The organism is Burkholderia sp. 9777_1386 (assembly GCF_015712265.1).
Lineage (GTDB): Bacteria > Pseudomonadota > Gammaproteobacteria > Burkholderiales > Burkholderiaceae > Burkholderia > Burkholderia cenocepacia.
On sequence record NZ_JACCQB010000024.1, the window covers coordinates 1 to 24,057 of the forward strand.

Sequence of the window (24,057 nt, forward strand, 5' to 3'; positions counted from 1 at the left end):
TCCCCCCACCCACCGACCTCAGCCCCTCGTCTCTCCGTCCGTCGTCACCCGTCCTTTCGCCCGAACGCAAGCCGCACCGGTGTCCCGGTCGTGCGTTGTTCCCCGCAATTCGACTTTTGTGCGCGCGCAACAATGGCGATGCCTCGCGCCAGGCGCCCCGGCGGGCAACCCGATACCCGCATGGCGCATGGCGCGACGGTCTTTAAAACCACATCTCACGAGGACATACCATGCAACTCCAATCCCATCCGGCGTGCCGGCCGTTTTACGAAGCCGGCGAACTCTCGCAACTGACGGCCTTCTACGAAGAAGGCCGTAACGTCATGTGGATGATGCTGCGATCGGAGCCGCGGCCGTGTTTCAACCAGCAACTCGTCACCGACATCATCCATCTCGCGCGCGTCGCACGCGACTCGGGCCTCACGTTCGACTTCTGGGTGACGGGCTCGCTCGTCCCCGAGCTGTTCAACGTCGGCGGCGACCTGAGTTTCTTCGTCGACGCGATCCGCAGCGGCCGGCGCGACCAGCTGATGGCCTATGCGCGCTCGTGCATCGACGGCGTGTACGAGATCTACACGGGCTTCGGCACCGGCGCGATCTCGATCGCGATGGTCGAGGGCAGCGCGCTCGGCGGCGGCTTCGAGGCCGCGCTCGCGCATCACTACGTGCTCGCGCAGAAGGGCGTGAAACTCGGGTTCCCCGAGATCGCGTTCAACCTGTTCCCGGGCATGGGCGGCTATTCGCTGGTCGCGCGCAAGGCGAACCGCGGCCTCGCGGAATCGCTGATCGCGACCGGCGAAGCGCATGCGGCAGAGTGGTACGAAGACTGCGGGCTGATCGACGAGACGTTCGACGCCGGTGACGCGTATCTCGCGACGCGCACCTTCATCGACGTGACGAAGCCCAAGCTGAACGGCATCCGTGCGATGCTGCGCGCCCGCGAACGCGTGTTCCAGCTGTCGCGCTCGGAGCTGATGGACATCACGGAAGCGTGGGTCCATGCGGCGTTCACGATCGAGCCGAAGGACCTCGCGTACATGGAACGCCTGGTGATGCTGCAGAACCGGCGCGTGTCGAAGCTGCGCACGGTGTAATGCGACGGGCGCCGCCGACGGCCGGCGGCGCCTTGTCCGGAACGACGCTCAGGCGATCAGCCTGAGCTTTCTCGTCTCCGCGAGCCACGCCTCGAACGCCTGCGCCGGCATCGGCCGCGCGTAGTAGTAGCCCTGCGCGTGATCGACGTCGAGCTGCTTGAGGAATTCGGCTTCCGCATGCGTTTCGACGCCTTCGGCGACCACCGCGAAATTCAGCGCCTTCGCGAGCGACACGACCGAGCGCACCAGCGCCTGCGAGCGCGGATTGCGGTCGATCGCCGTGATGAAGGTGCGGTCGAGCTTGATCGCGTCGAGCGGCAGCCGCGACAACTGCGACAGCGACGAATAGCCGGTGCCGAAATCGTCGAGATGGATCTCCGCGCCGAGCTGGCGGAACTGCCGCATCAGCCCGATGGCCGCGTCCTCGTCCTCGATGAAGCAGCTCTCGGTCAGCTCGATGTCGAGCAGGCCGGGCTTGAGCCCCGCGCCGTCGAGAATCGACGCGAACTGATGCACGATGTTCATGTCCTGCAACTGCCGCGCGGACACGTTCACCGCGATCCGGATGCCGAGCCCCTTCGCCTTCCACGCGGCGGCCTGCGCGGCTGCCGTGCGCATCACCCAGCGTCCGAGCGGCGCGATCAGCCCCGACTCTTCCGCGAAACGGATGAACTCGACCGGCGCGACGAGCCCGCGATCGGGCGACTGCCAGCGGATCAGCGCCTCGACGCCGTGCACGTCGCCCGTCGCGATATCGACGACCGGCTGGTAATGCAGCACGAACTGCTCTTCCTCGAGCGCCTTGCGCAGGTTCGTGTCGAGCCACATGTACTTCGCGACCTTCTGGTTCATCTCCAGCGAGAACACACGATACGTATGCTTGCCCTCTTCCTTCGCGACGTACATTGCGGTATCGGCGCTGCGGATCAGCGTCTCGAGCGAATCGCCGTGCTGCGGATGCATCGCGATGCCGATCGAGCAGCTCGTGTAGACCTCCATCAGCCCGAGATGGATCGGCGTGCGCAGCCGCTCGAGGATGATCTGCGCGGTCGCTTCGAGCAGCGGGCGCGTGCCCTGTTCGAACAGCACGAGGAATTCGTCGCCGCCGAGCCGCGCGAGCGTCGCGCCGGACGGCAGGCAGCCGCTGATGATCGCCGACACGTCCTGCAGCAGGCGGTCGCCGGTGATGTGCCCGTAGTGATCGTTGACGCGCTTGAAGTTGTCGAGATCGAGGAACAGGATGCCGACCTGCCCGCGCGTCTGCTCGCTCTCCGCGGCGATCGCCGCGTGGATGCGCTCGCTGATCGCATGGCGGTTCGGCAGCCCGGTGAGCACGTCGGTGTTCGCGAGCTCGGTGAGCCGCTGCTGCGCGTTGCGCTCCTCGGTGATGTCGATGCCCGAGCAGATCAGGTACTGCTCGTCGACGCCGCTGCCGCTCTGCACGAACTTGTTGCGGAACTGGAACAGGCGCGGCCCGTTGACCGTGTTGATGTAGCGCTCGACCGCGAACGACTGGTTGCTCGCGAAGAAGCCCGTGATGTTGCTGCGCGACTGCGCGCCTTGCTCGGGGCTCATGAACAGCTCGAACGCGCTGCGGCCGATCACGTCGACCTCGCGCTTGCCCGTCACTTCCTCGCACAGGCGGTTGAAGCGCTGCACCATCCCGTTGCGGTCGAGGATCACGACGAGCGAATTCACTTCGGACACGACCTGCTCGGCGAACGCGAGCCCGTGCGACAGGTCGCCGGCGACGGATTCGGTATCGGAATAGGCGGACGCCGTGCCGGCCCAGTCGACCGTATTGACCTTCCTGCCGACGAGATGGAGGCTGACCGGGTTGCCGAACAGCACGATGTCGAGCACGAGGTGCGACGTGACGCCGGTCAGCGCGCGGATGCGCGCGGCCTGCTCGACCGTCAGCGCGATCGCGACGTTGGTCAGGCCGCGGACCGCGGCCAGTTCGAGCGCGTTGCTGTCGCTGCCGAGACGCCAGCAGGGGCTGCGCGTACCGACGTGCGCCTCGAGCACCGCGCTATCGTTTTCGTCATCCATGGACACGCCCCGATCCAGAAAAAACGCACAGTGTAGTCGGAGGCGAGTGGGCCGACCGCCTTCCCGGGCCGCGCCATGCGCGTGCCCGGCAGGGCAGCCGTGATTGCCGTGACAGCGGGCCTCGTCCCGTCCTTGTTTCCAGCTAATGCGACCGGCGTTCGCGCGTGACGCGCAGGTTCTGCCTTACGAATGATGAGAGCCATCTTATCAAATGACGATGAGGATTGGCACTCACATTTAGAGCAGAGTGTCAAGGAATCGGGACTCGATTGGCAAGCCGGATTTTTCATGATTGGCAGCCTGCGACGGAGCGGATGACACGCGGCGAATCGGGGCCGGCGAGACGGCCCGGAAGCCCCGTCTGGCGGGCATTTGCGGCCGATTCATGGATAAGGGGACGGATCTTCGGGGCGGCCGTCGCGGCAGGGTCGAATCACATGCCGCCATCCGGTTTTCCGCCATTTTTGATTCCGTTCGCGCGTGAATGCGCGGCTTTATTCCACAGTTCGTTGCAATAGTCTCCCCGCGCCCGGCGCGGGACGTCCGCGCCAGGCGCCGGGTACGCGGCTCAGCCGGCCGCGCCGTAACCGCCGCCGCCCGGCGTTTCGACGACGAACACGTCGCCCGGCGCCATCTGCGCGCGGCCGATGTGATCGAGCACCTCGACCGTGCCGTCCGCCCGCTCGATCGTGTTGCGGCCGAGCGCGCCGGCTTCGCCGCCCGCCGCGCCGAACGGCGCGTGGATCCGGTTGTTCGACAGGATCGACGCGGTCATCGGCTCCAGGAAGCGGATCCGTCGCACCGCGCCGTCGCCGCCGCGCCAGCGCCCGCCACCGCCCGAGCCGGCGCGGATCCGGTGCGAATCGAGCCGCACCGGATAGCGCCATTCGAGCACCTCCGGATCGGTGAGCCGCGAGTTCGTCATGTGCGTCTGCACCGCGCCGACGCCCGCGAAGCCGTTGCCCGCGCCGCTGCCGCCGGCGATCGTCTCGTAGTACTGGTACTGATGGTTACCGAATGTGAAGTTGTTCATCGTTCCCTGGCTCGACGCGACGCAGCCGAGCGCGCCGTACAGCGCGTTGGTGATCGCCGACGACGTCTCGACGTTGCCCGACACGACGGCCGCCGGATACTCGGGATTGAGCATCGAGCGGGCCGGCACGATCACGGTCAGCGGCTTCAGGCAGCCGGCGTTCAACGGAATGTCGTCGCCGACCAGCGTGCGGAACACGTACAGCACCGCGGCCATGCAGACGGCCTTCGGCGCGTTGAAATTGTTGCCGAGCTGCGCGGACGTGCCGGTGAAATCGATCTCCGCACGCCGCGCCGCGCGATCGACGCGGATCGCGACGCGAATCTCCGCGCCGTTGTCGAGCGGATAGCGGTACGCGCCGTCCTGCAGCGCGCCGATCACGCGCCGCACCGCTTCTTCCGCGTTGTCCTGCACGTGCCCCATGAACGCGAGCACGACGTCGCGGCCGAACTGCGCGACCATTCGGCGCAGTTCGTCGACGCCCTTCTGGTTCGCGGCGACCTGCGCGCGCAGGTCGGCCATGTTCTGCTCGACGTTGCGCGCCGGGTAGCGGCCGGATGCCAGCAGCGCGCGCGTCTCGGCGTCGCGCAGCACGCCGGCCGACACGAGCTGCCAGTTGTCGATCAGCACGCCTTCCTCGTCGATATGGGTCGAATCGGGCGGCATCGAGCCCGGCGTCGTGCCGCCGATGTCCGCGTGGTGGCCGCGCGAGCCGACGTAGAACAGCGGTGCGTCCGAGCCGTCCGCGAACACCGGCGTGATGACCGTCACGTCCGGCAGGTGCGTGCCGCCGTGATACGGGTCGTTCAGCATGAACACGTCGCCGTCGCGCATGCGGCCGCGGTTGCGCTCGATCACCGTGCGGATGCTTTCGCCCATCGAGCCGAGGTGCACGGGCATGTGCGGCGCGTTCGCGATCAGGTTGCCGTCGCCGTCGAAGATCGCGCACGAGAAGTCGAGCCGCTCCTTGATGTTCACCGAGTACGCGGTGTTCTGCAGCCGCAGCCCCATCTGCTCGGCGATCGACATGAACAGGTTGTTGAAGATCTCGAGCCGCACCGGGTCGGCGTCGGTGCCGAGCGAGCGGCGCGTCGGCAGCGGCGTCGTGCGCGTCAGCACGAGGTTGCCCTGCGCGGTCATCGCGGCGCGCCAGCCGGGCTCGACGACGGTCGTGCCGTTCTGCTCCGCGACGATCGCCGGGCCGTCGATCGCGTCGCCGGCGCGCAGCGTGTCGCGCACGACCAGCGCCGCGTCGTGCCACCGGCCGCCGGAATAAAAGCGCACGGCCGCGTGCGCTTGCGGCGCCGCGCCAGCCTCGCGCGGCGCGAGCGGCGCGATGTCGACCGGCGCGTCCGAGCGGCCGATCGCCTCGACCGACGCCAGTTCGGCCACCAGCGGCGTGCCGGGCATCAGGAATGCGTAGCGCTGCCGGTACGCGGCCTCGAACGCCTGCTGCATCGCGGCGACGCTGCCGGCCGGCACGTCGAGCGCCGAATCGGTGCCCTGGTAGCGCAGGTGCACGCGCCGCTCGGTCGCGATCCGCTCCGGCGCCACGCCCTGTTCGAGCAGTGCGCCGATGGCCTCGTCGGCGAGCCGGTCGAGCGCCGCGTTCAGCGCCGGCAGCGATGCGTCGGACAACACGGCTTCCACCGCGCGCTCGCGCATCGCGGTCTGGTCGGCCAGCCCCATCCCGTATGCGGACAGCACGCCCGCGAGCGGATGCGCGAACACCTGCGTCATCCCGAGCGCATCGGCCACGCCGCACGCGTGCTGGCCGCCCGCGCCGCCGAACGTCGTCAGCACGTAGCGCGACACGTCGTGGCCGCGCTGCACGGAAATCTTCTTGATCGCGTTCGCCATGCTGCCGATCGCGATTTCCAGGAAGCCTTCGGCGAGCGCCTCGGGCGTCTCGCGCCGGCCGGTCGCCGCGTGGATTTCATCGGCGAGCGCCGCGAACTTCGCGACCACGCCGTCGCGGTCGAGCGGCTGGTCCGCATGCGGGCCGAACACGCGCGGGAAATGATCGGGCTGGATCTTGCCGAGCATCACGTTGCAGTCGGTCACCGTCAGCGGGCCGCCGCGCCGGTACGCGGCCGGCCCCGGGTTCGCGCCGGCCGATTCGGGGCCGACGCGCAGCCGCGCGCCGTCGAAGCCGAGCACCGAGCCGCCGCCGGCCGCGACCGTGTGGATGCTCATCATCGGCGCGCGCATCCGCACGCCGGCCACCTGCGTCTCGAACTCGCGCTCGAATTCGCCGTTGTAGTGCGACACGTCGGTCGACGTGCCGCCCATGTCGAAACCGATCACCTGCTCGAAGCCGGCCGCGCGCGCCGCGCGCACCATCCCGACGATGCCGCCGGCCGGGCCCGACAGGATCGCGTCCTTGCCCTGGAACGCATCGGCGCGCGTGAGGCCGCCGCTGCTCTGCATGAACTGCAGGTTTACGCCCGGCATCTCGTGCGCGACCTGCTCGACGTAGCGGCGCAGGATCGGCGACAGGTACGCGTCGACCACGGTCGTATCGCCGCGCGACACCATCTTCATCAGCGGCGACACCTCGTGCGACACCGACACCTGCGTGAAGCCGATGCGGCGCGCGAGCTCGGCCAGCATCCGTTCGTGCGCGGTATGGCGGTAGCCGTGGATCAGCACGATCGCGAGCGCACGCACGCCACTGTCGAACACGCGGCGCAACGACGCTTCGGCACCCTGAACATCGAGCGGCACGACCACGTCGCCATGCGCGCCGACGCGTTCGTCGATCTCGACGACCGTCTCGTACAGCGCGTCGGGCAGCACGATGTCGAGATCGAACAGGCGCGGCCGGTTCTGGTACGCGATGCGCAGCACGTCGCGAAAGCCGCGCGTCGTGGCCAGCGCGGTGCGCTCGCCCTTGCGTTCGAGCAGCGCGTTGGTCGCGACCGTCGTGCCCATCTTCACCATGTCGACCTGCGCGGGCGTGATCGGCTCGCCGGCCGCGAGGCCGAGCAGGTGGCGGATGCCGGCCACGGCCGCGTCGCGATACTGCTCGGGGTTCTCCGACAGCAGCTTGTGCGTGACGAGCGTGCCGTCGGGCCGCCGCGCGACGATGTCGGTGAACGTGCCGCCGCGGTCGATCCAGAATTGCCAGCGCGCGGCGTCGGAGGGAACGGAGGAAAGGTGTCGGTCAGTCATGGTGTCGGTCGATGCGTCGTTGAATCGAGGGACGAACGCCGCCGCACGGCGCGCGTCGCGCGCCGTGTCACGGGGTCGATGAAGGGGGAAGAAACACGCGGGGCGGGCCGCCCCGCCGCTGCCGTCGGTCAGGCGGCGTCGAGTTCGCGGCCGCGGGTCTCGGGCAGCGTCAGCGCGGCGACGATCACCACGCCGTAGGCGGCGACCGCGAAGATGCCGATGCTCATGCCGAGCCCGTATTGCTTGGACAGCGCGCCGATCAGGAACGGGAACAGCGCACCGATCGCGCGGCCCACGTTGTAGCAGAAACCCTGGCCGGAGCCGCGCACGCGGGTCGGGAACAGCTCGGTGAGGAACGCGCCCATCCCCGAGAAGATGCCCGATGCGAAGAAGCCGAGCGGAAAGCCGAGCCACAGCATCGACGCGTTGGTCAGGTTCAGCGACGTGTACGCGAAGGCGATCACCATCGAGCCGACCGCGAACAGGATGAAGTTCGGCTTGCGGCCGAGGCGGTCGGTCAGGTACGCGCTCGTCAGGTAGCCGACCCACGAGCCGAAGATGATCATCGCGAGATAGCCGCCGGTACCCATCACCGTGAGGTGCCGTTCGGTCTTCAGGAAGGTCGGCAGCCACGTCGTGATCGCGTAGTAGCCGCCCTGCGCGCCGGTCGTCAGCAATGCCGCGCGCAGCGTCGTCGTGATCAGCTTCGGCGCGAAGATCTCGGTAAGGCGCGGCGCGTCGGCCACCTTCGCCTGCGCGGCCTTCTCCTTCTCGTAGACGTCCGGCTCCTTCACGTAGCGGCGGATCGCGACGACCAGCAGCGCGGGCGCGAGCCCGACCAGGAACAGCGCGCGCCACGCCTGCTCGGCCGGCAGCACCGAGAACAGCAGCGCATACAGCAGCGCGCACAGCCCCCAGCCGATCGCCCAGCCCGACTGCACGAGGCCGACCGCCCTGCCGCGGTCGCGCGCGCGGATCACTTCGCCGATCAGCACCGCGCCGGCCGTCCATTCGCCGCCGAAGCCGAAGCCCATCAGCGCGCGCGCCGCGACCAGCTGGTGGTAGTTCTGCGCGAGCCCGCACAGCGCGGTGAACACCGCGAACCACAGCACCGTCAGCTGCAGCGTGCGCACGCGGCCGATCCGGTCGGACAGGATGCCGGCGATCCAGCCGCCGAGCGCCGACGCGAGCAGCGTGATCGTGCCGATGAAGCCCGCGTCGGCGAGCGAGATGCCCCAGGTCGCGACGAGCGTCGGGATCACGAACGACAGCATCTGCGTGTCCATCCCGTCGAGCATGTAGCCGACCTTGCAGCTCCAGAATGCGCGGCGCTCGCGCGGCTGCGCATCCGCGTACCACGAGAACAGGCCGCTGCGCTCGCGGCTCGCGGGCTCGGCGGCGGGCGCCGCGAGGGTCTTGCTTTCCATGGTGGTGCTCCTGTCGTGATGCGCCGTCAAATGGCTTGTGGTGCGGTATGTCGCGGTATGTCCCGTACGGGGTGGCCGGCCGGTCAGAACACGGCCAGCGATGCGTTCGTGATGTCGGTCATCAGCATGTGGCCGGGCGTATGCGCGATCGCGATCGGCAGCTTCGCGTCCATCAGCGCGGTTTGCGGCGTCACGCCGCACGCCCAGAACACCGGCAGCTCGCCGTCGCGGATCGTCACCGCGTCGCCGAATTCGGGCGCGTTCAGATCGTCGATGCCCAGTTCCCGCGGGTGGCCGATATGGATCGGCGCGCCGTGCACGCCCGGGAACCGGCTAGTGATCTGCACCGCGCGGATCGCGTCGGCGCCGCGCAGCGGCCGCATCGACACGACCAGCTGGCCGCCGAAGATCCCCGCGCGGCGGTTCGCGATCGACGTGCGGTACATCGGCACGTTGCGCCCCTCCTCGACGTGGCGCAGCCCGATCCCTTCGCGGGCCAGCATGTCCTCGAACGAGAACGAGCAGCCGATCGCAAATACGACGAAATCGTCTTGCCACAGCGCTTCGAGCGACTCGACGCGCTCGGTCAGCCGGCCGTCCCTGTATACGTTGTAGCTCGGCACGTCGGTGCGAATGTCGAGATCCTCGCCGAGCGCGGCGATCCGGAACGCGCCCGGTTCGCCGACGCCCAGCAGCGGGCAGGCCTTCGGGTTCGCCTGGCAGAAGCGCAGGAAATCGTGCGCGTACGCGTCGGGCAGGATCGCCAGGTTCGCCTGGGCAAACGGGCCGCAATGGCCGGCGGTCGGGCCGCGGAACGCGCCGCGGCGCACGGACTGGCGGAATTCGGAAGGCGTCATGATGGTCGGTCGCAGATCGGGATGGCGTGGGGATGACGGTGGTGTGTCATTGGATATGGCGAAGAATAGAAAGGAAAAAATTTTGTCGCCAACGAGTTTTTTTGCGCCTGTTGTATAGAATTTCTTAACGGATCTGCGGGTTTTCCCCGGTCCCGTTCACTTTTCGTCGCCGGCAAGCTGCGCATCCACTGCCTCGCCCGACCGCCATGAACACACGTTTTCTCGAAACCTTCGTCACGCTCGCGAAGCTGCGCAACTTCCGCACGACCGCGGCGGCGCTGCATGCGACGCCGGCCGCGATCTCGCAGCGCTTGAAGGCGCTCGAGGACGAACTGCAGACGGTACTCGTCGATCGCGACAGCCGCGCGTTCCGGCTCACGCCGAACGGCGAATACCTGCTCGGCTATGCGAAAGCCGTGGTCGAGGCGACGCAGGAACTGCAGGCCGCCGCGTCCGGCGAAAGCGCGCTGCGCGGCAAGCTGCGGCTCGGCGTGATCGAGACGGTCGTGCACAGCTGGCTGCCGCACTACATGCGGCGCCTCGCGGCCGACTATCCGCAGCTCGAGATCGACCTGACCGTCGACGTCAGCGTCGTGCTGCAGCGCCGGCTGATGGCGGGAGAACTCGACCTGATCATCCGCGTGGAAGGCAGCGACGAAGCGTCGGTCGTGTGCGACGCGCTCGCAAACTACCCGGTACGCTGGATCGCCCGCGCCGGGCTGCTGCCGAACACGCGCACCGGCCTCGCGCGGCAGGTGCTGCGCCAGCCGATCCTCACCTACGGGCGCGGCACCGCGCCCCATCGCGCGCTGGAAGACATCGTCCGCACGCTCGCGCACGCGCATGGCGTGCCGCTGTCGGAGACGCGCATCACCGGATCGCCGTCGATCTCGGTGATCGTGCAGCTGGTGCGCGACGGTTTCGGCGTCGCCGCGATTCCGGTGCTGTTCGTCGATGCGCTGATCGAGCGCGGCGAAGTCGTCGAGTTGCCGCTGCAGCCGTCGCCGCCGTCGATCGTCGTGTCGATGTCGCGGCGGGCCGACGCGCCCAGGTTCGTGCACGGTGCGTCGATCGCCGCGCGCGCGGCATGTCACGAGTATTGCGAGAAGAGCACGCGGTTGCTGGTCGAAGCGCTGTGACGGCGCAGCGGTGGACGACGCACGTTCGACATCGCCGCGCGAATCGCCCACAATCGCGTTCGGCGCGTCGCCACGTCGGCCCGCGCATCGTGAATGACGGCCCGGCCATCCGCCATTCGTCGCTTCGCATGATCGTGCACAACGAGAAGGCAACATGCAGATTCGCTCCGCTTCGCCCCGCCTGAACCTCGCGCGTGTCGTGATCGTCGCGTCGTACATCGCGTCGCTGCTGCTGCCCGTCGCGGCCGAACCGCCGAATGCGGCCGGCGCGGTGAGCTGGTGGCACGGCTACACGGTGCTCGCGCTCGGCGGGCTCGCGATCCTCGACCTGCAATTCGCGTGGCTCGGCAACCCGTTGCTCGTCGTCGCGCTGCTCAGGCCGAGCCGTACAGTGTCCGCACTGCTGGCCGGGGTCGTGGTCTTTGCGCTCGGGTGGCATACGATCCCGACCGATGCGAACTACGAAACGATCCGCACGTTCGGGGCCGGGTACTACTTATGGATCGCGGCGATGGTGGGCGCCGCCGCGCTGCCGTGGATCGGCGGACGCGAACGGCAGGATGGCGTGGCGCCGAGCGTTGCGGCCGGTGCCGCGGGTGGGGCCGCGCCGACCGGCACTGGCACTGGCACTGGTACTGGTACCGGCACTGGCGCAGTCGCCTGCAGCACGGCCCGATCGAATGCCGCGCGATCGTCGACCCGACAAAACGGCTGGACCGTAACGGCAACCGACACGCGCATCGAAGCGACCGACGGCACCGGGGCGATGCGCGGCATCGCGCTGTCCGACCTCGGCGCGATCGTGATCGAGACCAACGACCAGGGGCCGTTCGCGTCGGATGTCTGGTGGATTCTGTTCGAGACGAACCAGCAATTCGCCTGCGCCTTCCCGCAGGATGCAGAAGGCGCGAAGGCGGCGATCGACCGGCTGCTCGACCTGCCCGGCATCGATCACCGCAAGGTCATCGACGCGCAGACGTCTATCCAGAACGCGACATTCCCGATCTGGGAGCGCAGGGCGAACGAGCCGGCCGCGCCGGGAGAAGCCGGCGCAGCGGCCTGACCGGCAACGCTTACGCTGACGCCCCCGCATGCGGCGGCGTCAGCTTGCCGTCGCCATACTCGCGAAGCACCTGCGAAATCACGACGCGATACCCGTCCAGCCAGCGCGCCTGCTTCGCCTTGGCTTCGAGATGCGCGGGATGCTGGATCAACTGCCGCAGCGCCGCCTCGGATTCCCAGTAGTAGACGTTCTGAATCAGGCCCGCCTCCGCGTTCTCCCACGTTTCCTCGCCGAGATAGCCCGGCGTCGCACGCGCCATGTCGGCGATCTGCCGGTCGAGCCGGTGGAATTCGTCGTCGTACTGCCCGGCACGAAAAATGAAGGTCGACGCGTACATGCCGCTCCATCCGAACGAGTGAAAGAGCGCCAAGTGTAAGGCACGCGCGGCGTGCCGCGATCGTCACGCGGCGAGCGGATCGGCGTCGACGCGATCGTCGAGCCATGCGTCGATGCGTGGCGCATCGTCACGCGTTCCAACCGCGGATGCGGGCATGGCCGCGAGCGCCCGTCGCGCCCGTTCCAGCGCCTGCGCGAAGCCGCGCAATTCGTGCGTCGCGGGCCGGTCGGCCGCCTGCCGGCGCACGAGCGCCGCTTCGATGTTCGCGCCGATCAACGCGAGCTGGGCGTCGATGAAGTCGATGCACAGCGCGCGGCAATGCGCGGAAACCGGCGCGACGGCCAGCAGGACCGGCACGATCGACACGGTCAGGTAGCCGCCCGGCGCAAGCCGCGACAGCGCATGACGCACGTCCTGCCCGCCATCGGTCAACGACGCGAACACGGCGTCGCGCCACACCGCGCGCTCGAACACGAGCGCAGCGCGATGCGCGTCGAGCGCCGCGCGGTCTGCGACCTGTCCGGCCGTCACCAGCGGAATCGAGAACACCGATTCATCGGCAGACCGCACGTGCCCCGCTTCGACGATGCAGTTCGCGCCCAGCCACGCCGCATCGTCGCGCCGCGCCGCGAGCACGCGGGCCTGCAACCGGTCGGGCAGCGCCGGATCGAGCGGCACCGCGCGGCAGATCGACGGCTTGTTCGCGTGCACGCCGCAGCGGCCGTCGTCGGCGAGCGCCGCGCAGCGGCCCAGCGACGGATAGTCGTAGCCTTGCAGCGTCAGCGCGAGCCATTCGCCGTTCATGCCGCCGCCGCGATGGAACAGCCGGTCCGCCAGCGCATCGGCGGCCGCGACGTCGTCCGCATCGAGCGTCTGCTCGCGCCCGCCTGCCTGCCAGCGTTCGCCCGTTCGCCGCTTCGGCACGCGGCGGAGCGTCAATGCGCCGACGAAGCGATGCCGATGCCGGAACAGTTCGCGCAATGACAGCGTCGGCGCGCTGTTGCAGCAGCGTCCGCACGCGTTGCACGCGAGCTGGTAGGTGTCTACCACGGCCGCCGCACCGAATCCTGGTAGCGCGTGAGGATGAAGCGCGCGACGTCGTCCGAGTGATACGCGGCGACGAGCTGTGCGACCCACGGCTTCGCGCGATCCGCGTCGCGCACCGTCAGCACGTTCGCATACGGCGAGCGCGCATCCTCCAGGCTGATGCTGTCGCGCGCGGGCTGCAGCCCGAAGCGGGCCGCGTCGTCGCTGTCGATCGCGACGAACGCGGCCGTATCGAGCGCCGCGTAAAGCCGGTCGCGGCGCAGCGCGACGAATTTCAGCCCGAGCCGGTTGCCGGTGACGTCGCGCAGCGTCGCATGCAGACCGGCTTTTTCGCGCAGCGTGACCAGCGTGTCGTTCTGCAGCAGCACGAGCGCACGCGCCATCCCGCGCCGATCGGCGGGGAGCGCGACCGTCGCGCCGGGTTGCAGTTCGTTCAGGTTCTTCAGCTTGCGCGAATAGAACGCCATCGGCAGCGTGACGGTCGGCGCGACTTCGGTCAGCGCGACGCGCTGGCGTGCGCGAGTCGCGGCCAGCTGTTGCGCATCCTCGAAACTGGCCGCGTCGATCCGCCCGTCGGCCAGCGCCGTGTCGATGCGCGACGCATCGTCGAATTCGACGACGTCGACACCGAGCCCGCGCGCGGCAGCCACCCGCTTCACTTCGTCGAGGATCTGCGCATGCACGCCGCGCGTGACGCCGACGCGCACGGCCGGTGCAGTGGCGTCGGCAGCCATCGCCGCACCATGATGCGCGATGCCGCATGCCGCCAGCAGCCACGCCGACACGAATCGCCCGATGCCCGCCGTCATGACGCGTCCCTCAGGATCGTGCGAAACCCGATATGCGACGCGCCGAGATCGGCTTCCTGCTGTTCGCGCGACGATGCGCGATAGCGCACGCAGTAATCGCGCGAGCACAGGAACGAACCGCCCTTGATCACCATCGGCGTATCGTGCCGGCGCGTCGGCGGTGCGACGGCCGCCGTGTCGCCGTTCGTGTGCGATTGATGCGGGCCCGTGTACGCGTCCTTCGTCCATTCCCACGCATTGCCGATCATGTCGTAGAGGCGAAAACCGTTCGCCGCATAGCAGCCGACGGGCGCCAATCCCGCGTGGCCATCCTCGGCCGAGTCGAGCACCGGAAACGCGCCCTGCCAGTAGTTCGCGGCCGGCTTGCCCTGCGCATCGCGCGGCGCCGCATCGAGCGATGCGTCGTCGCGGCCGGCCTTGCCCGCGTATTCCCATTCGGCCTCGGTCGGCAAATCGCGGCCGAGCCAGTGCGCATACGCGAGCGCATCGCGCTGCGTGACGAGCGTCACCGGCAGGTTGCCGAGCCCCGTCACGTCGCTGCCGGGCCCGCGCGGATGCCGCCACGACGCGCCCTTCACCCACGACCACCATGCGAGGTCGCGCGCGTTCATCTCGTCGCGCGTCGGCACATGAAACACCGCCGCGCCGCCCTGCTGCTCGGCCTCGGTCACATAGCCGGTGGCCTGCACGAACGCGGCGAACTGCGCGATCGTCACGTCGGTCTGGTCGATCCAGAAGCCGCCGACGCGCGTGCGGCCGTCGCCGACCGGACGCTCGTCCGCATAGCCGCGCGTGCTGCCGAACACGAACGCGCCGCCGCGCAGGTGCACCATCCCGGCCTTCGGATCGTCGCGCCATTTCGACGGCAGCCCCGAATAGCGTTCGCACTCGCGCTCCGAACCGAGCGGCGCAAGCGCGCGGCCGCGATTCAGGTCGTCGAACGCGCCGCCTGCCGGCGCCGCCGGGTTCGCATAGCCGGCCGCGAACGCGGCGGCGAACAGCGTGGCGGCCAGCGCCGCGCCGATCGTCCAGAAGCGGAACCGCATCGTGTCGCTCCCGCGCTCAATAGTAGCCGCGCGGACGCAGCGGCTCGACGCCGCCGACGTTGCTCATGTAGGCCTTCCACTGGTCGACGAGCGTGCCGATCACCGACGGATTCTGCGCGGACACGTCGGTCGTCTCGCCGCGATCCGACGCGAGGTCGTACAGCTGCCAGTGGCCGTCGAGCGGGCCGAGCGGCGGCTCGGTCCACAGCGCCTTCCAGCGGCCGTCGGCGCTGCGCAGATACGCGCGGCCGTACGCTTCGTCGCCAAACGGCGTCGTGTGCACTTCGCCCGTCGCCGAACCGGTGAGCACCGGCAGCAGCGACTGGCCCGTGACCGGATACACGTAGCGGTTGTTGTAGACGACCTTGCCCTTGTTCTGGTCGACGCCCGTCAGCGTGTTGACGAGCGGCGGCGCCGGCTGCGACGGCGGCGTGACGCCCGCGACCGCGAGGAACGTCGCCGTGTTGTCGGTCACGTGCGTGAACGCGCGCAGCGTCGGCAGCGGCTGCGACTGGCCCGGCAGGTGCACGATCGTCGGCGTCGACACGCCGCCTTCGCCCGAATAGCCCTTCGTGAGCCGGAACGGCGCCGCGCTCACTTCCGCCCAGCGCAGCCCGTACTGCAGGCGCTGCGCATTCTGCTTGCCGTTGTCAGTACCCAGCGCCGAATAGGTCGGCTCCTGTGCGTTCGCGGTGTCGGTCGCGGTCGGGTCGGCGCCGGAATCGATCGGCCAGCCTTCCGCGCCGTTGTCCGACTGGAACATGATGAACGTGTTGTCGTATTCGCCGATGTCCTTCAGGTGCTGGATCAGCAGGCCGATGTTGTAGTCGAGGTTCTCGACCATCCCCGCGTAGATCTCCATGTAGCGCGCCTGCGCCTTGCGCTCGGCCGGCGACAAGCTCGACCACAGCTTGTCGACCTTGCCGGGGCCGTAGTCGCCGTAGCCGTCCGCGGCCGAATGCACCGCGTTGATGTACTTCGCGCCGGCCGTGCCGTTGTTCGCGGTCGCGGGCGAGGCGACCGTCGTCTCGGGCAGCCCGTCGAACGGCTTGAAATCGGCCGGAATCAGGCCGAGCGCCTTCTGCCGCGCGATCCGCGCGTTGCGGATCGCATCGTAGCCGGCGTCGTACACGCCCGCATATTTGTGCAGCCACGGATCGGGCACCTGCAGCGGCCAGTGCGGCGACGTGTAGGCCGCGTACGCGAAGAACGGCTTGCCGTCCTGCTTGTTCGCATCGATGTACGAGATCAGCTTCTGCGTATAGAAATCGGTCGAATAGAACACGGCCGGGCTGCCGCCCGTGCCGCCCGGCTGCCCGGGCTGGCCCGGCTGCACGTAGCGGCCGTCTTCCGTGTAGTTCGACGAGCCGGCCGGCTCGTGCGCGAAGTGGTTCGTCGCCGCGCCGCCGAGCAGCACGTAGCTGCGCTCGAAGCCCCACTGGTCGGGCGTTTGCCCGCTGCCCGTCGTACTGCCGACGATGCCCGAGCCGATGTGCCACTTGCCCGCGATGTACGTGTGATAGCCGGCGTCCTTCAGCAGTTGCGCGAACGACAGCGCGCGATCGTTCAGGTAGCCCTCGTAGCCGGGCAGCCCGCGCCGTTCGTCGGTCGGCACGCCCATCGTGCCTTCGCCGACGAGATGGTGATCGGTGCCCGATACCAGCATCGCGCGCGTGATCGCGCAGACGGTGCCCGTGTGGTGGTTCGACAGGATGCGGCCCGATGCGACGAGCGCGTCGAGGTTCGGCGTGTTGATCTCGCCGCCGAACGCATGGATGTCGGAGTAGCCGAGATCGTCGGCCATGATGTACAGGATGTTCGGGCGCTTCGCGGCCTGGGTCGGGGTGGGCGCTGGCGTGGCGCCGGCCTGCGACGGCGGCGCATCGCTGTCGACGCCGCCGCACGATGCGAGCGACACCGCGCCGGCAATCGCGGCGCAAACGACACGGAAACGAAAGGCATGCAACGGCGAAGCGGACTTTTTCATTCTTGTTGACGCTCGATCTACGGGAGCGGCGATCTTAGCGTCGCCCGCGCAGCGCCCAAAGTCGGATTCGTCACATGCTAACGGGGTGGGGGAATATGCGACGCGTATCGTCCGCCACGCGTCGCGCCGCCGTGCGTCAACTGCGCCCGCCGAGGCTGCCGCCGCCGTCCACCGCCAGCACCTGCCCGGTGACGAAACCGGCTTCGTCGGACAGGAAGAACGCGGTTGCGGCCGCGACGTCGTCGGCCGTGCCGAGCCGGCGCGCGGGAATCGTCGCGAGCACCTTGCGCTCGGCTTCGCTGCCGACCGGCCGCGTCTGGCGGAACAGCTCGGTCTCGATCGGGCCGGGCGCCACCGCGTTGACGGTCACGCCGTGCTCGGCGAGTTCGAGCGCCCACGTGCGCGTGCAGCCGACCAGCGCGTTCTTCGCGGCGGAATACGCAGTGCGGTCGAGGCTGCCGAAAATCGCGCGGCTGCAGATGTTGACGATGCGCCCGTGGCCGCGCGCCTTCATCGCATCGGCAAAGTGCTGCGTGACCTGGATCGCAGCCCGCACGTTGAGATCGAACACGGTCTGCAGCGACTGGAAATCGATCTTCCCGAGCGGTTGCGGCAGCACGATGCCCGCATTGTTGACGATGCCGTCGACGTGGTGGCGTTCGCCGATCCGCGCGAGCGTCGCGGCGGTCTGTTCGATATCGGCGAGATCGCACGCGAGCAATTCGCCGGGGAAGTCGATGCCCTGCGCGTGCCGCGCGAGACCGACGACGCGATGGCCGCGTCGGGCGAGCGTGGTGCTGATCGCGAGGCCGATGCCGCGTGATGCGCCGGTGACGAGATAAGTGCGGGATGACATAGGCGTGCCCTTGGGAAGGAATCCGGAGGAAATGGCGCAACGCGCCTTGTGGTCACCCGGCGCGCGCGTGCTCCGCCCGATTGTGCCGCAGCGATGAGAAACGCGTACGGTCGATGCCTTCTCGTCGCGTTCGATGCGTCACCCTCACACTCGCCAGTCGCTCACCCCACCCGCCCCGCCACGACCGGCATTACGCGCCGCGACGCGATCCGCAACGCGAGCACACCACCCGCCAGCAACGCGGCCGCGACGAGCAGCAGCGCGAGATCGTACGAATGCGTGACGTCCTTGATCCGCCCCATCACCGGCGGCAGCGCGAGCCCCGCGATGTTCGCGACCGCGTTGATCAGCGCGATCGACGCGGCCGCCGTGAGGCCCGACACGTACTCGGTCGTCACGGCCCAGAACACCGGCGTCGCGGCCCAGTTGAAGCCGACCGCGAGCACCAGCAGCGCATACGCGACGGGCAGCACCGGCGTATAGATCGCCGCGATCAGCAACGCACCGGCCAGCAGCATCGGCACGCCGAGATGCAGCGCGCGTTCGCCGCCGAGATCCGAATGCCGGCCGTTCAGGTACATCGCGACGCACGCGAACAGGAACGGCAGCGCGGACAGGCTGCCGACCGCGAAGCTCGACTGTCCCGACAGACTCTTCACGAGCAGCGGCAGAAACAGCGTGAGGCCGATCGTGCCGAACGCCTGCAGCAACCAGAACGCGGCGAGCGCCCACACCTTGCCGTCGCCGAACGCACGCCGCAATGCGACGCCGTGCGACAGATGTTCGCGCGGCGCGCCGTCGCGCAGCGTCGCTTCGAGCCACGCGCGCTCGTCGGCCGGCAGCCAGCGCGCGTGCGCCGGCGTATCGGGCAGGCGGCGCAGCACGACGAACCCGAGCAGCAGCGCGGGCACGCCTTCGAGCAGGAACAGCCAGCGCCAGCCTTCGACGCCGAGCACGCCGTTCAGGTTCAGCAGCGCGCCGGACAGCGGCAGCCCGATCACCGACGCGAGCGTCGCGCCGATATAGAAGAACGACATCGCCCGCGCCCGGTCGCTCTGCGGATACCACGCGGACAGGTAGTAGATGATGCCTGGCGTGAAGCCGGCTTCGGCCGCGCCGAGCAGCAGCCGCATCGCATAGAGCTGCCCCGGCGTCTGCACCGCGCTCATCGCGGCCGCGACGATGCCCCACGTGATCATGATCCGCGCGATCCAGCGACGCGCGCCGACCCGCGCGAGGAACAGGTTGCTCGGCACCTCGAACAGGATGTAGGTCACGTAGAACAGCCCCGCGCCGAGCCCGTACATTTCGGCGCTGAGGCCGAGGTCGGCGTTCATCTGCAGCGCCGCGACCGAGATGTTCGAGCGGTCGATATACGCGACGAGGTACAGCAGCATCAGGAACGGAATCAGGCGCAGGTTCAGGCGCCGCATCGTCGCGGCGTGCAACTGCGGGGCGGGGGCGGTCATCGGCATGTCTCCTGGATCGTCTCGCGTGAGGCGCGGCGTCATGCAGGCCAGTCTAGGAGCCGCGTGAAATTCGCGTCAATTACCGGGACGTCATCTCGATATGTGAGACGCGAGCGGGCGCGATGCGCAGCCAGCCGGGTTGTCGCGTCGTCGTCGGAATGGCGTCGCCGTCACGTACGCTCGCCGCTCGCGTCGTCGGACGCCAGCATGTGCGGAATCTCGTCGACCAGCGCATCGACGACGACCCGCACCTTCGACGGCACGTGGCGCGCCGCCGGCCGCACCGCGAACACTTCGGCGCCCGACACGCTGTCGCTGTCCATCACGAGCGCGAGGCGGCCGTCGCGCACGTACGGCGCCATCAGCCAGCACGGCAGCCACGCGAGGCCCGCGCCGGCGGCGGCCGCGTCGGCGATCGCCTGCAGGTCGTCGAACCGCAGGCGGCCGGCCGCGCGATGGTCGTGCACCGCGCCATCCGCGCCGATGATCCGCCACGGTGTCGGCTGTCCGCCGCGCGAATACGCGATGCCGACGTGCGACGCGAGTGCCTCGAGCCCCGACGGCCGGCCATGACGCGCGAGATAGTCGGGCGATGCGCAGATGCCCATGCGTTGCACGCCCAGCTTGCGGCCGACCAGCGCGCTCGTATCGGCCAGCTCGCCGATGCGCACGGCCAGGTCGAAACCGTCGTTGACGAGGTCGGCCACGCGATCGTTGAACGACATGTCGATTTCGAGCCGCGGATGGCGCTCGACGAGCCGCCGCACGACGGGCGCCACGCACTGCCGCCCGAACAGCACGGGCACGCTGATGCGCACGCGCCCGGCCGGCTCGCGGCGGCCCGCGTCGAGCGCGGCTTCCGTCTCGCCCAGTTCGGCCAGCAGCCGCCGGCACTGCTCGTAATAGACGAACCCTTCGTCGGTCAGGCCGAGCTGGCGCGTCGTGCGCTGCAGCAGCCGCGCGCCGAGCCGGAGTTCGAGCCGCGCGACGATCTTCGCGACGGCCGAGCGCGTCATGCCGAGGCGCAGCGCCGCCGCCGCGAAGCTGCCCGATTCCACCACGTCGACAAATTCGGCGACGCCTCTGAGCCGTTCGTCCATGCCGTTCCGCTCCGCTCCAATGAAATGCGATGACGGGGTTGTGTCCATGACGGCAACAATCGTTGGCCAAATTCTCGCCAATGCGTCCACCCGCGCGACACTATGATAGTCCGGACTATCTCGAAAAGGAGTCGACATGCATGCATGGCAAATCAAACCGGGCGACGGCCTGGCCGGGCTCCGGCGCGTCGACGCGGCAGCGCGACCGGTCGGGCCGACCGACGTCGTCGTGAAGATCCACTCGGCCGCGCTGAACTACCGCGACCTGATGTTCGCGCGCGGCGACTATCTGGGTATCGGCAAGGAAGCGCTGATCCCCGTCGCCGACGGCGCCGGCGAAGTCGTCGAAACCGGCCGCGACGTCACGCGCTTCAAGCCGGGCGACCGCGTGATCAACACCTACTTCCCGCGCTGGATCGACGGGCCGCCGACGCCGCAGAAAGTCGCGGGGTCGCCCGGCGCGCAATTCGACGGCGTGCTCGCCGAACGCTTCGTGTCCGACGAAACCGCGCTGGTCGCGATTCCCGCGCATCTCGACTACGACGAAGCGGCGACGCTGTCGTGCGCGGGCATCACCGCATGGAACGCGCTGTTCGTCGACGGCGGACTGGAGCCGGGCGCGACCGTCGTGCTGCTCGGCACCGGCGGTGTGTCGATCGTCGCACTGCAGCTTGCGCAGGCCGCCGGGTTGCGCACGATCGTCACGTCGTCGAGCGACGCAAAGCTCGAACGCGCGCGTGCACTCGGTGCGGACGCAACGATCAACTATCGCGCGACGCCGGAATGGCAGCACGAGGTGCTGCGGCTCACCGACGGCGCCGGCGCGGATCTGGTCGTCGAGGTCGGCGGCCGCGATACGCTGCCGCGCTCGGTCGCCGCGACGAAAATCGGCGGCATCGTGTCGGTGATCGGTGGCCTCAGCAGCTTCGGCGGGCCGGAACTCGGGCTGCTGTCGCTGATCGGCGGCTTCCGGCGGTTGCACGGTTTCATGGTCGGCAGCCGCGCGATGCTCGACGACGTCGTGCGGCTCGTCGATGCGAAACGGATCAAGCCGGTGGTCGATCGGGTGTTCGGCTTCGACGAAGCGCCGCAGGCGTATGCGCACCTGCAATCGGGGCAGCACTTCGGCAAGGTGGTGATTCGCGTCGCCTCGTGACGCGCGCAAGGACCGCCCGCCGCGGGCCGGCGCTCCACGCGCCGGCCCGCGGCAGACATCGCCGTCAGATCTTCGCGGTCAGCGTGATCCCGACCGTGCGCGGATCGCCATACAGCACCGGATACGCGCCATACGACGGCAACAACTCGAGTTTCTTGTAGACCTTGTTCGTCAGGTTCGTCACGTAGCCGGTCACGATGTACTTCTGGTTCGGCGTCGTGTACGACACATGCGCGTTCAGCACCGTATAGCCGCCCTGCCAGAGCTGCGGCATCGTCTGCCGCGTCGCGCTGAAGTACTCGCGGCTGCGGTAGTTCACGTCGCCGCCCGCCGTCAGCGTGCCGAACGACACCGGCACGCGATAGTCGACGCCCGCGTTCAGCGTCGTATGCGGCGAACGCGCGAACGAGTTGCCGACGGCCGTCGGCACGTTGCGGAATTCCGTGTAGCGCGTGTTCAGCATCCCGAGGTTCGCGAACAGGTACAGGCTGTTGACCGGCTGCGCCTTCAGTTCCAGCTCGAAACCGTCCGCGCGCCCCTGCCCGGCATTCGACAGCGTCGACACCGGCGGCCCGCCGAACGGGTTCGGCGCCAGCGCGAACACCTGGATGTCGCGATAGTCGTAGTGGAACACGCTCGCGTTGACGATCAGCCGCTTGTCGAACCATTCGCTCTTGATACCGACTTCGTAATCGCTCAGGTACTCCGGCGACACGGTCGACACCGTGCTCTGCGTATACGCGTTGCCGTTGTAGCCGCCCGAGCGGAAGCCGCGCGCATAGCGGAAATACGCGCGCACATTGCTGCTGAGCGCATATTCGGGCGTGAGGTCCCAGGTCGGCGCGCGCCAGGTGTTGGTCTGGTGCTGTTGTGCGCTGACCGCGAGCGGCGACGATACCGACGACGGCGACCACCAGCTGTTCGGATCGCTGAACGTCACGTTGCCCGTATCCTGCAGCCCGGTCAGGTTGATGGTCTTGCGCTCGATCGTGTAGCGCAGCCCGCCCGTCACGTTGAAACGGTCGGTGAACCGGTACTTGACGCTGCCGAAGATCGCCGCGCTCTGCGTGTGCTGCGTGAGGTCGGTCAGATGGTAGTACGCGGGCGACGGCGAGCCCGGCAGCCCGCCGCCGGCGCCCTGCTCGGCCAGTTGCTCGGTGAACAGGTGCGTGCCGACGATCCAGCTCAGCCGGTCGTTCTGCGGCGATTCGAGCCGGAATTCCTGCGAAAATTGCCGGCTCGACAGGCGATCGTGCGAGCGCGCCGCATCGACCGGCGAATAGTCCTCGTCGTCCTGGTACCAGCGGTGCAGCCCCTCGAACGCGGTGATCGACGTCAGCGATACGGCCGGGTTGATGCGCCAGTGCGCGGTCAGCGACGTACCCCACGTCGAGATGTGATCGCTCGACGGCGCGTTGAGCGACACCGTGTACGGATCGCTCGACCCGACGAAGCCGAACTGGTTCGTGCCGCCGCGTCCCGCGCCTTCCGCGTGCCATGCGTTGCCGCCGCCCGTATAGTTGCGGCCGTGGATGTTGAACAGGAAATCGGTATCCGACGTCGGCACGGCGAGCACCTGGAAGCGCACCGCGTTGTCGTGGAAGCCGCCGAAGCGCCCTTGCTGCACCGTGTTCGTGTAGAAGCTGTCGGCATTCTCGTGATACACCGACACGCGCGCGGCCAGCACGTCGTTCTTGCCGATCGGCCCGCCGATCGCCGCTTCCGCGAGCCGGCTGTTGTACTGGCCGAGCCCGATTTTTCCGTAGCCGCTCACGTCGAACGTCGGTTTCTGCGACGTGATGCTGAGCGCGCCGCCGACCGTATTCTTGCCCCACAGCGTGCCTTGCGGCCCGCGCAGCACTTCGATGTGGTCGAGGTCGAACAGCGGAAAGCCCTGCCCGAACACGCTGTTGATATAGACGTCGTCGAAGTACACGCCGATCGGGCTCAGCGACAGGTCCGACGGATCGTTGCTGCCCACGCCGCGCAGGAACCAGCGCGGCCGCTCACGGCCTTCGGTCGATTGCCCGGTGAAGTTCGGCACGTACTTCGTCACGTCGTTGATCACGCGCAGTTCGTTGTTCCTGATCGCATCGCCGCTCAGCGCGGTGACCGCGACCGGTACGTCCTGGATGCTTTCCTTGCGCCGGCGCGCCGTCACGGTCACCGTGCCGAGGTTCGTTTCGCGTGCGGCCGCGCCGCGGTTCGCACGCACCGCCTTCGGCGCGGCCGCGGCGGCATCGTCCGATGCCTGTTGCGCCGGCTGCGCGTCCGGCGCGCCCGCCGTCGCCGCGCCGTCCTCTGCCCACGCGGGCAACGATACGGCGCCGCCCGTCAACAGTCCCCCCAGCGCGGTGACGATTAGTTTTTTCCTGAACATCGATGAGTCATCCTGTTTGATCGGTTGAACG

At 68.7% G+C, this 24,057-nt stretch carries 17 protein-coding genes; 4 read left to right on the forward strand and 13 right to left on the reverse strand.

Annotation, left to right across the window (positions count from 1 at the left end):
* The first annotated feature begins 230 nt into the window (after positions 1-230).
* Entirely contained in the window at positions 231-1,094 is an 864-nt protein-coding gene (locus tag H0X91_RS18820) for a crotonase/enoyl-CoA hydratase family protein (protein ID WP_006488766.1), read from the forward strand.
* Between the two features lie 48 nt (positions 1,095-1,142).
* Here the strand turns inward: H0X91_RS18820 and pdeR are convergent, their stop codons facing one another.
* The 4 genes from pdeR to H0X91_RS18840 all read right to left on the reverse strand — a co-directional run bounded on the left by pdeR (position 1,143) and on the right by H0X91_RS18840 (position 9,637).
* On the reverse strand, positions 1,143-3,146 hold the full coding sequence (pdeR, locus tag H0X91_RS18825; RefSeq protein ID WP_006495698.1) for a cyclic di-GMP phosphodiesterase: 2,004 nt from the start codon (positions 3,144-3,146) through the stop codon (positions 1,143-1,145).
* Between the two features lie 568 nt (positions 3,147-3,714).
* Positions 3,715-7,353, reverse strand: a complete 3,639-nt coding sequence (locus tag H0X91_RS18830) for a hydantoinase B/oxoprolinase family protein (RefSeq protein WP_006495699.1) — start codon at positions 7,351-7,353, stop codon at positions 3,715-3,717.
* Positions 7,354-7,481: 128 nt separating this feature from the next.
* Positions 7,482-8,780: an MFS transporter gene (locus H0X91_RS18835; protein WP_006484334.1), complete on the reverse strand. Its 1,299-nt coding sequence runs from the start codon at positions 8,778-8,780 to the stop codon at positions 7,482-7,484.
* A gap of 83 nt (positions 8,781-8,863) precedes the next feature.
* Positions 8,864-9,637: a putative hydro-lyase gene (locus H0X91_RS18840; RefSeq protein WP_006484320.1), complete on the reverse strand. Its 774-nt coding sequence runs from the start codon at positions 9,635-9,637 to the stop codon at positions 8,864-8,866.
* 206 nt (positions 9,638-9,843) lie between these two features.
* Between H0X91_RS18840 and H0X91_RS18845 the strand changes: the two genes are divergently transcribed.
* Positions 9,844-10,776 carry a LysR family transcriptional regulator gene (locus tag H0X91_RS18845; RefSeq protein ID WP_006484336.1) on the forward strand — a complete coding sequence of 311 codons (933 nt, stop codon included), beginning with the start codon at positions 9,844-9,846 and terminating at the stop codon, positions 10,774-10,776.
* Between the two features lie 154 nt (positions 10,777-10,930).
* Positions 10,931-11,839 carry a hypothetical protein gene (locus H0X91_RS18850; RefSeq protein WP_060212815.1) on the forward strand — a complete coding sequence of 303 codons (909 nt, stop codon included), beginning with the start codon at positions 10,931-10,933 and terminating at the stop codon, positions 11,837-11,839.
* Between the two features lie 10 nt (positions 11,840-11,849).
* Here the strand turns inward: H0X91_RS18850 and H0X91_RS18855 are convergent, their stop codons facing one another.
* The 8 genes from H0X91_RS18855 to H0X91_RS18890 form a co-directional block, all read right to left on the reverse strand.
* Positions 11,850-12,176: an antibiotic biosynthesis monooxygenase family protein gene (locus H0X91_RS18855; RefSeq protein WP_006484329.1), complete on the reverse strand. Its 327-nt coding sequence runs from the start codon at positions 12,174-12,176 to the stop codon at positions 11,850-11,852.
* 63 nt (positions 12,177-12,239) lie between these two features.
* On the reverse strand, positions 12,240-13,226 hold the full coding sequence (locus H0X91_RS18860; RefSeq protein ID WP_034202776.1) for a YkgJ family cysteine cluster protein: 987 nt from the start codon (positions 13,224-13,226) through the stop codon (positions 12,240-12,242).
* Positions 13,220-14,032: a MetQ/NlpA family lipoprotein gene (locus H0X91_RS18865; RefSeq protein WP_006484322.1), complete on the reverse strand. Its 813-nt coding sequence runs from the start codon at positions 14,030-14,032 to the stop codon at positions 13,220-13,222. The genes H0X91_RS18860 and H0X91_RS18865 overlap by 7 nt, the downstream gene beginning before the upstream one ends.
* Positions 14,029-15,078: a formylglycine-generating enzyme family protein gene (locus H0X91_RS18870; protein WP_006495704.1), complete on the reverse strand. Its 1,050-nt coding sequence runs from the start codon at positions 15,076-15,078 to the stop codon at positions 14,029-14,031. The genes H0X91_RS18865 and H0X91_RS18870 overlap by 4 nt, the downstream gene beginning before the upstream one ends.
* Positions 15,079-15,094: 16 nt before the next feature.
* Positions 15,095-17,065 carry an arylsulfatase gene (locus H0X91_RS18875; protein WP_196433229.1) on the reverse strand — a complete coding sequence of 657 codons (1,971 nt, stop codon included), beginning with the start codon at positions 17,063-17,065 and terminating at the stop codon, positions 15,095-15,097.
* Between the two features lie 136 nt (positions 17,066-17,201).
* On the reverse strand, positions 17,202-17,921 hold the full coding sequence (locus H0X91_RS18880; protein ID WP_006484321.1) for an SDR family oxidoreductase: 720 nt from the start codon (positions 17,919-17,921) through the stop codon (positions 17,202-17,204).
* A gap of 161 nt (positions 17,922-18,082) precedes the next feature.
* Positions 18,083-19,390 carry an MFS transporter gene (locus H0X91_RS18885; RefSeq protein ID WP_196433230.1) on the reverse strand — a complete coding sequence of 436 codons (1,308 nt, stop codon included), beginning with the start codon at positions 19,388-19,390 and terminating at the stop codon, positions 18,083-18,085.
* A 170-nt stretch (positions 19,391-19,560) separates the two neighbouring features.
* Positions 19,561-20,490 carry a LysR family transcriptional regulator gene (locus H0X91_RS18890; RefSeq protein ID WP_069353473.1) on the reverse strand — a complete coding sequence of 310 codons (930 nt, stop codon included), beginning with the start codon at positions 20,488-20,490 and terminating at the stop codon, positions 19,561-19,563.
* A gap of 136 nt (positions 20,491-20,626) precedes the next feature.
* Between H0X91_RS18890 and H0X91_RS18895 the strand changes: the two genes are divergently transcribed.
* Positions 20,627-21,646 carry a zinc-dependent alcohol dehydrogenase family protein gene (locus H0X91_RS18895; RefSeq protein ID WP_006484330.1) on the forward strand — a complete coding sequence of 340 codons (1,020 nt, stop codon included), beginning with the start codon at positions 20,627-20,629 and terminating at the stop codon, positions 21,644-21,646.
* Between the two features lie 64 nt (positions 21,647-21,710).
* Here the strand turns inward: H0X91_RS18895 and H0X91_RS18900 are convergent, their stop codons facing one another.
* Positions 21,711-24,026: a TonB-dependent receptor gene (locus H0X91_RS18900; RefSeq protein ID WP_006484324.1), complete on the reverse strand. Its 2,316-nt coding sequence runs from the start codon at positions 24,024-24,026 to the stop codon at positions 21,711-21,713.
* Positions 24,027-24,057: the final 31 nt, after the last annotated feature.

Bases quoted from the DNA above. Each gene is read 5' to 3' on its own strand.
- H0X91_RS18820 (WP_006488766.1), top strand. From the start codon at position 231: ATGCAACTCCAATCCCATCCGGCGTGCCGGCCGTTTTACGAAGCCGGC.
- pdeR (WP_006495698.1), bottom strand. From the start codon at position 3,146: ATGGATGACGAAAACGATAGCGCGGTGCTCGAGGCGCACGTCGGTACG.
- H0X91_RS18830 (WP_006495699.1), bottom strand. From the start codon at position 7,353: ATGACTGACCGACACCTTTCCTCCGTTCCCTCCGACGCCGCGCGCTGG.
- H0X91_RS18835 (WP_006484334.1), bottom strand. From the start codon at position 8,780: ATGGAAAGCAAGACCCTCGCGGCGCCCGCCGCCGAGCCCGCGAGCCGC.
- H0X91_RS18840 (WP_006484320.1), bottom strand. From the start codon at position 9,637: ATGACGCCTTCCGAATTCCGCCAGTCCGTGCGCCGCGGCGCGTTCCGC.
- H0X91_RS18845 (WP_006484336.1), top strand. From the start codon at position 9,844: ATGAACACACGTTTTCTCGAAACCTTCGTCACGCTCGCGAAGCTGCGC.
- H0X91_RS18850 (WP_060212815.1), top strand. From the start codon at position 10,931: ATGCAGATTCGCTCCGCTTCGCCCCGCCTGAACCTCGCGCGTGTCGTG.
- H0X91_RS18855 (WP_006484329.1), bottom strand. From the start codon at position 12,176: ATGTACGCGTCGACCTTCATTTTTCGTGCCGGGCAGTACGACGACGAA.
- H0X91_RS18865 (WP_006484322.1), bottom strand. From the start codon at position 14,032: ATGACGGCGGGCATCGGGCGATTCGTGTCGGCGTGGCTGCTGGCGGCA.
- H0X91_RS18870 (WP_006495704.1), bottom strand. From the start codon at position 15,078: ATGCGGTTCCGCTTCTGGACGATCGGCGCGGCGCTGGCCGCCACGCTG.
- H0X91_RS18875 (WP_196433229.1), bottom strand. From the start codon at position 17,065: ATGAAAAAGTCCGCTTCGCCGTTGCATGCCTTTCGTTTCCGTGTCGTT.
- H0X91_RS18880 (WP_006484321.1), bottom strand. From the start codon at position 17,921: ATGTCATCCCGCACTTATCTCGTCACCGGCGCATCACGCGGCATCGGC.
- H0X91_RS18885 (WP_196433230.1), bottom strand. From the start codon at position 19,390: ATGACCGCCCCCGCCCCGCAGTTGCACGCCGCGACGATGCGGCGCCTG.
- H0X91_RS18890 (WP_069353473.1), bottom strand. From the start codon at position 20,490: ATGGACGAACGGCTCAGAGGCGTCGCCGAATTTGTCGACGTGGTGGAA.
- H0X91_RS18895 (WP_006484330.1), top strand. From the start codon at position 20,627: ATGCATGCATGGCAAATCAAACCGGGCGACGGCCTGGCCGGGCTCCGG.
- H0X91_RS18900 (WP_006484324.1), bottom strand. From the start codon at position 24,026: ATGTTCAGGAAAAAACTAATCGTCACCGCGCTGGGGGGACTGTTGACG.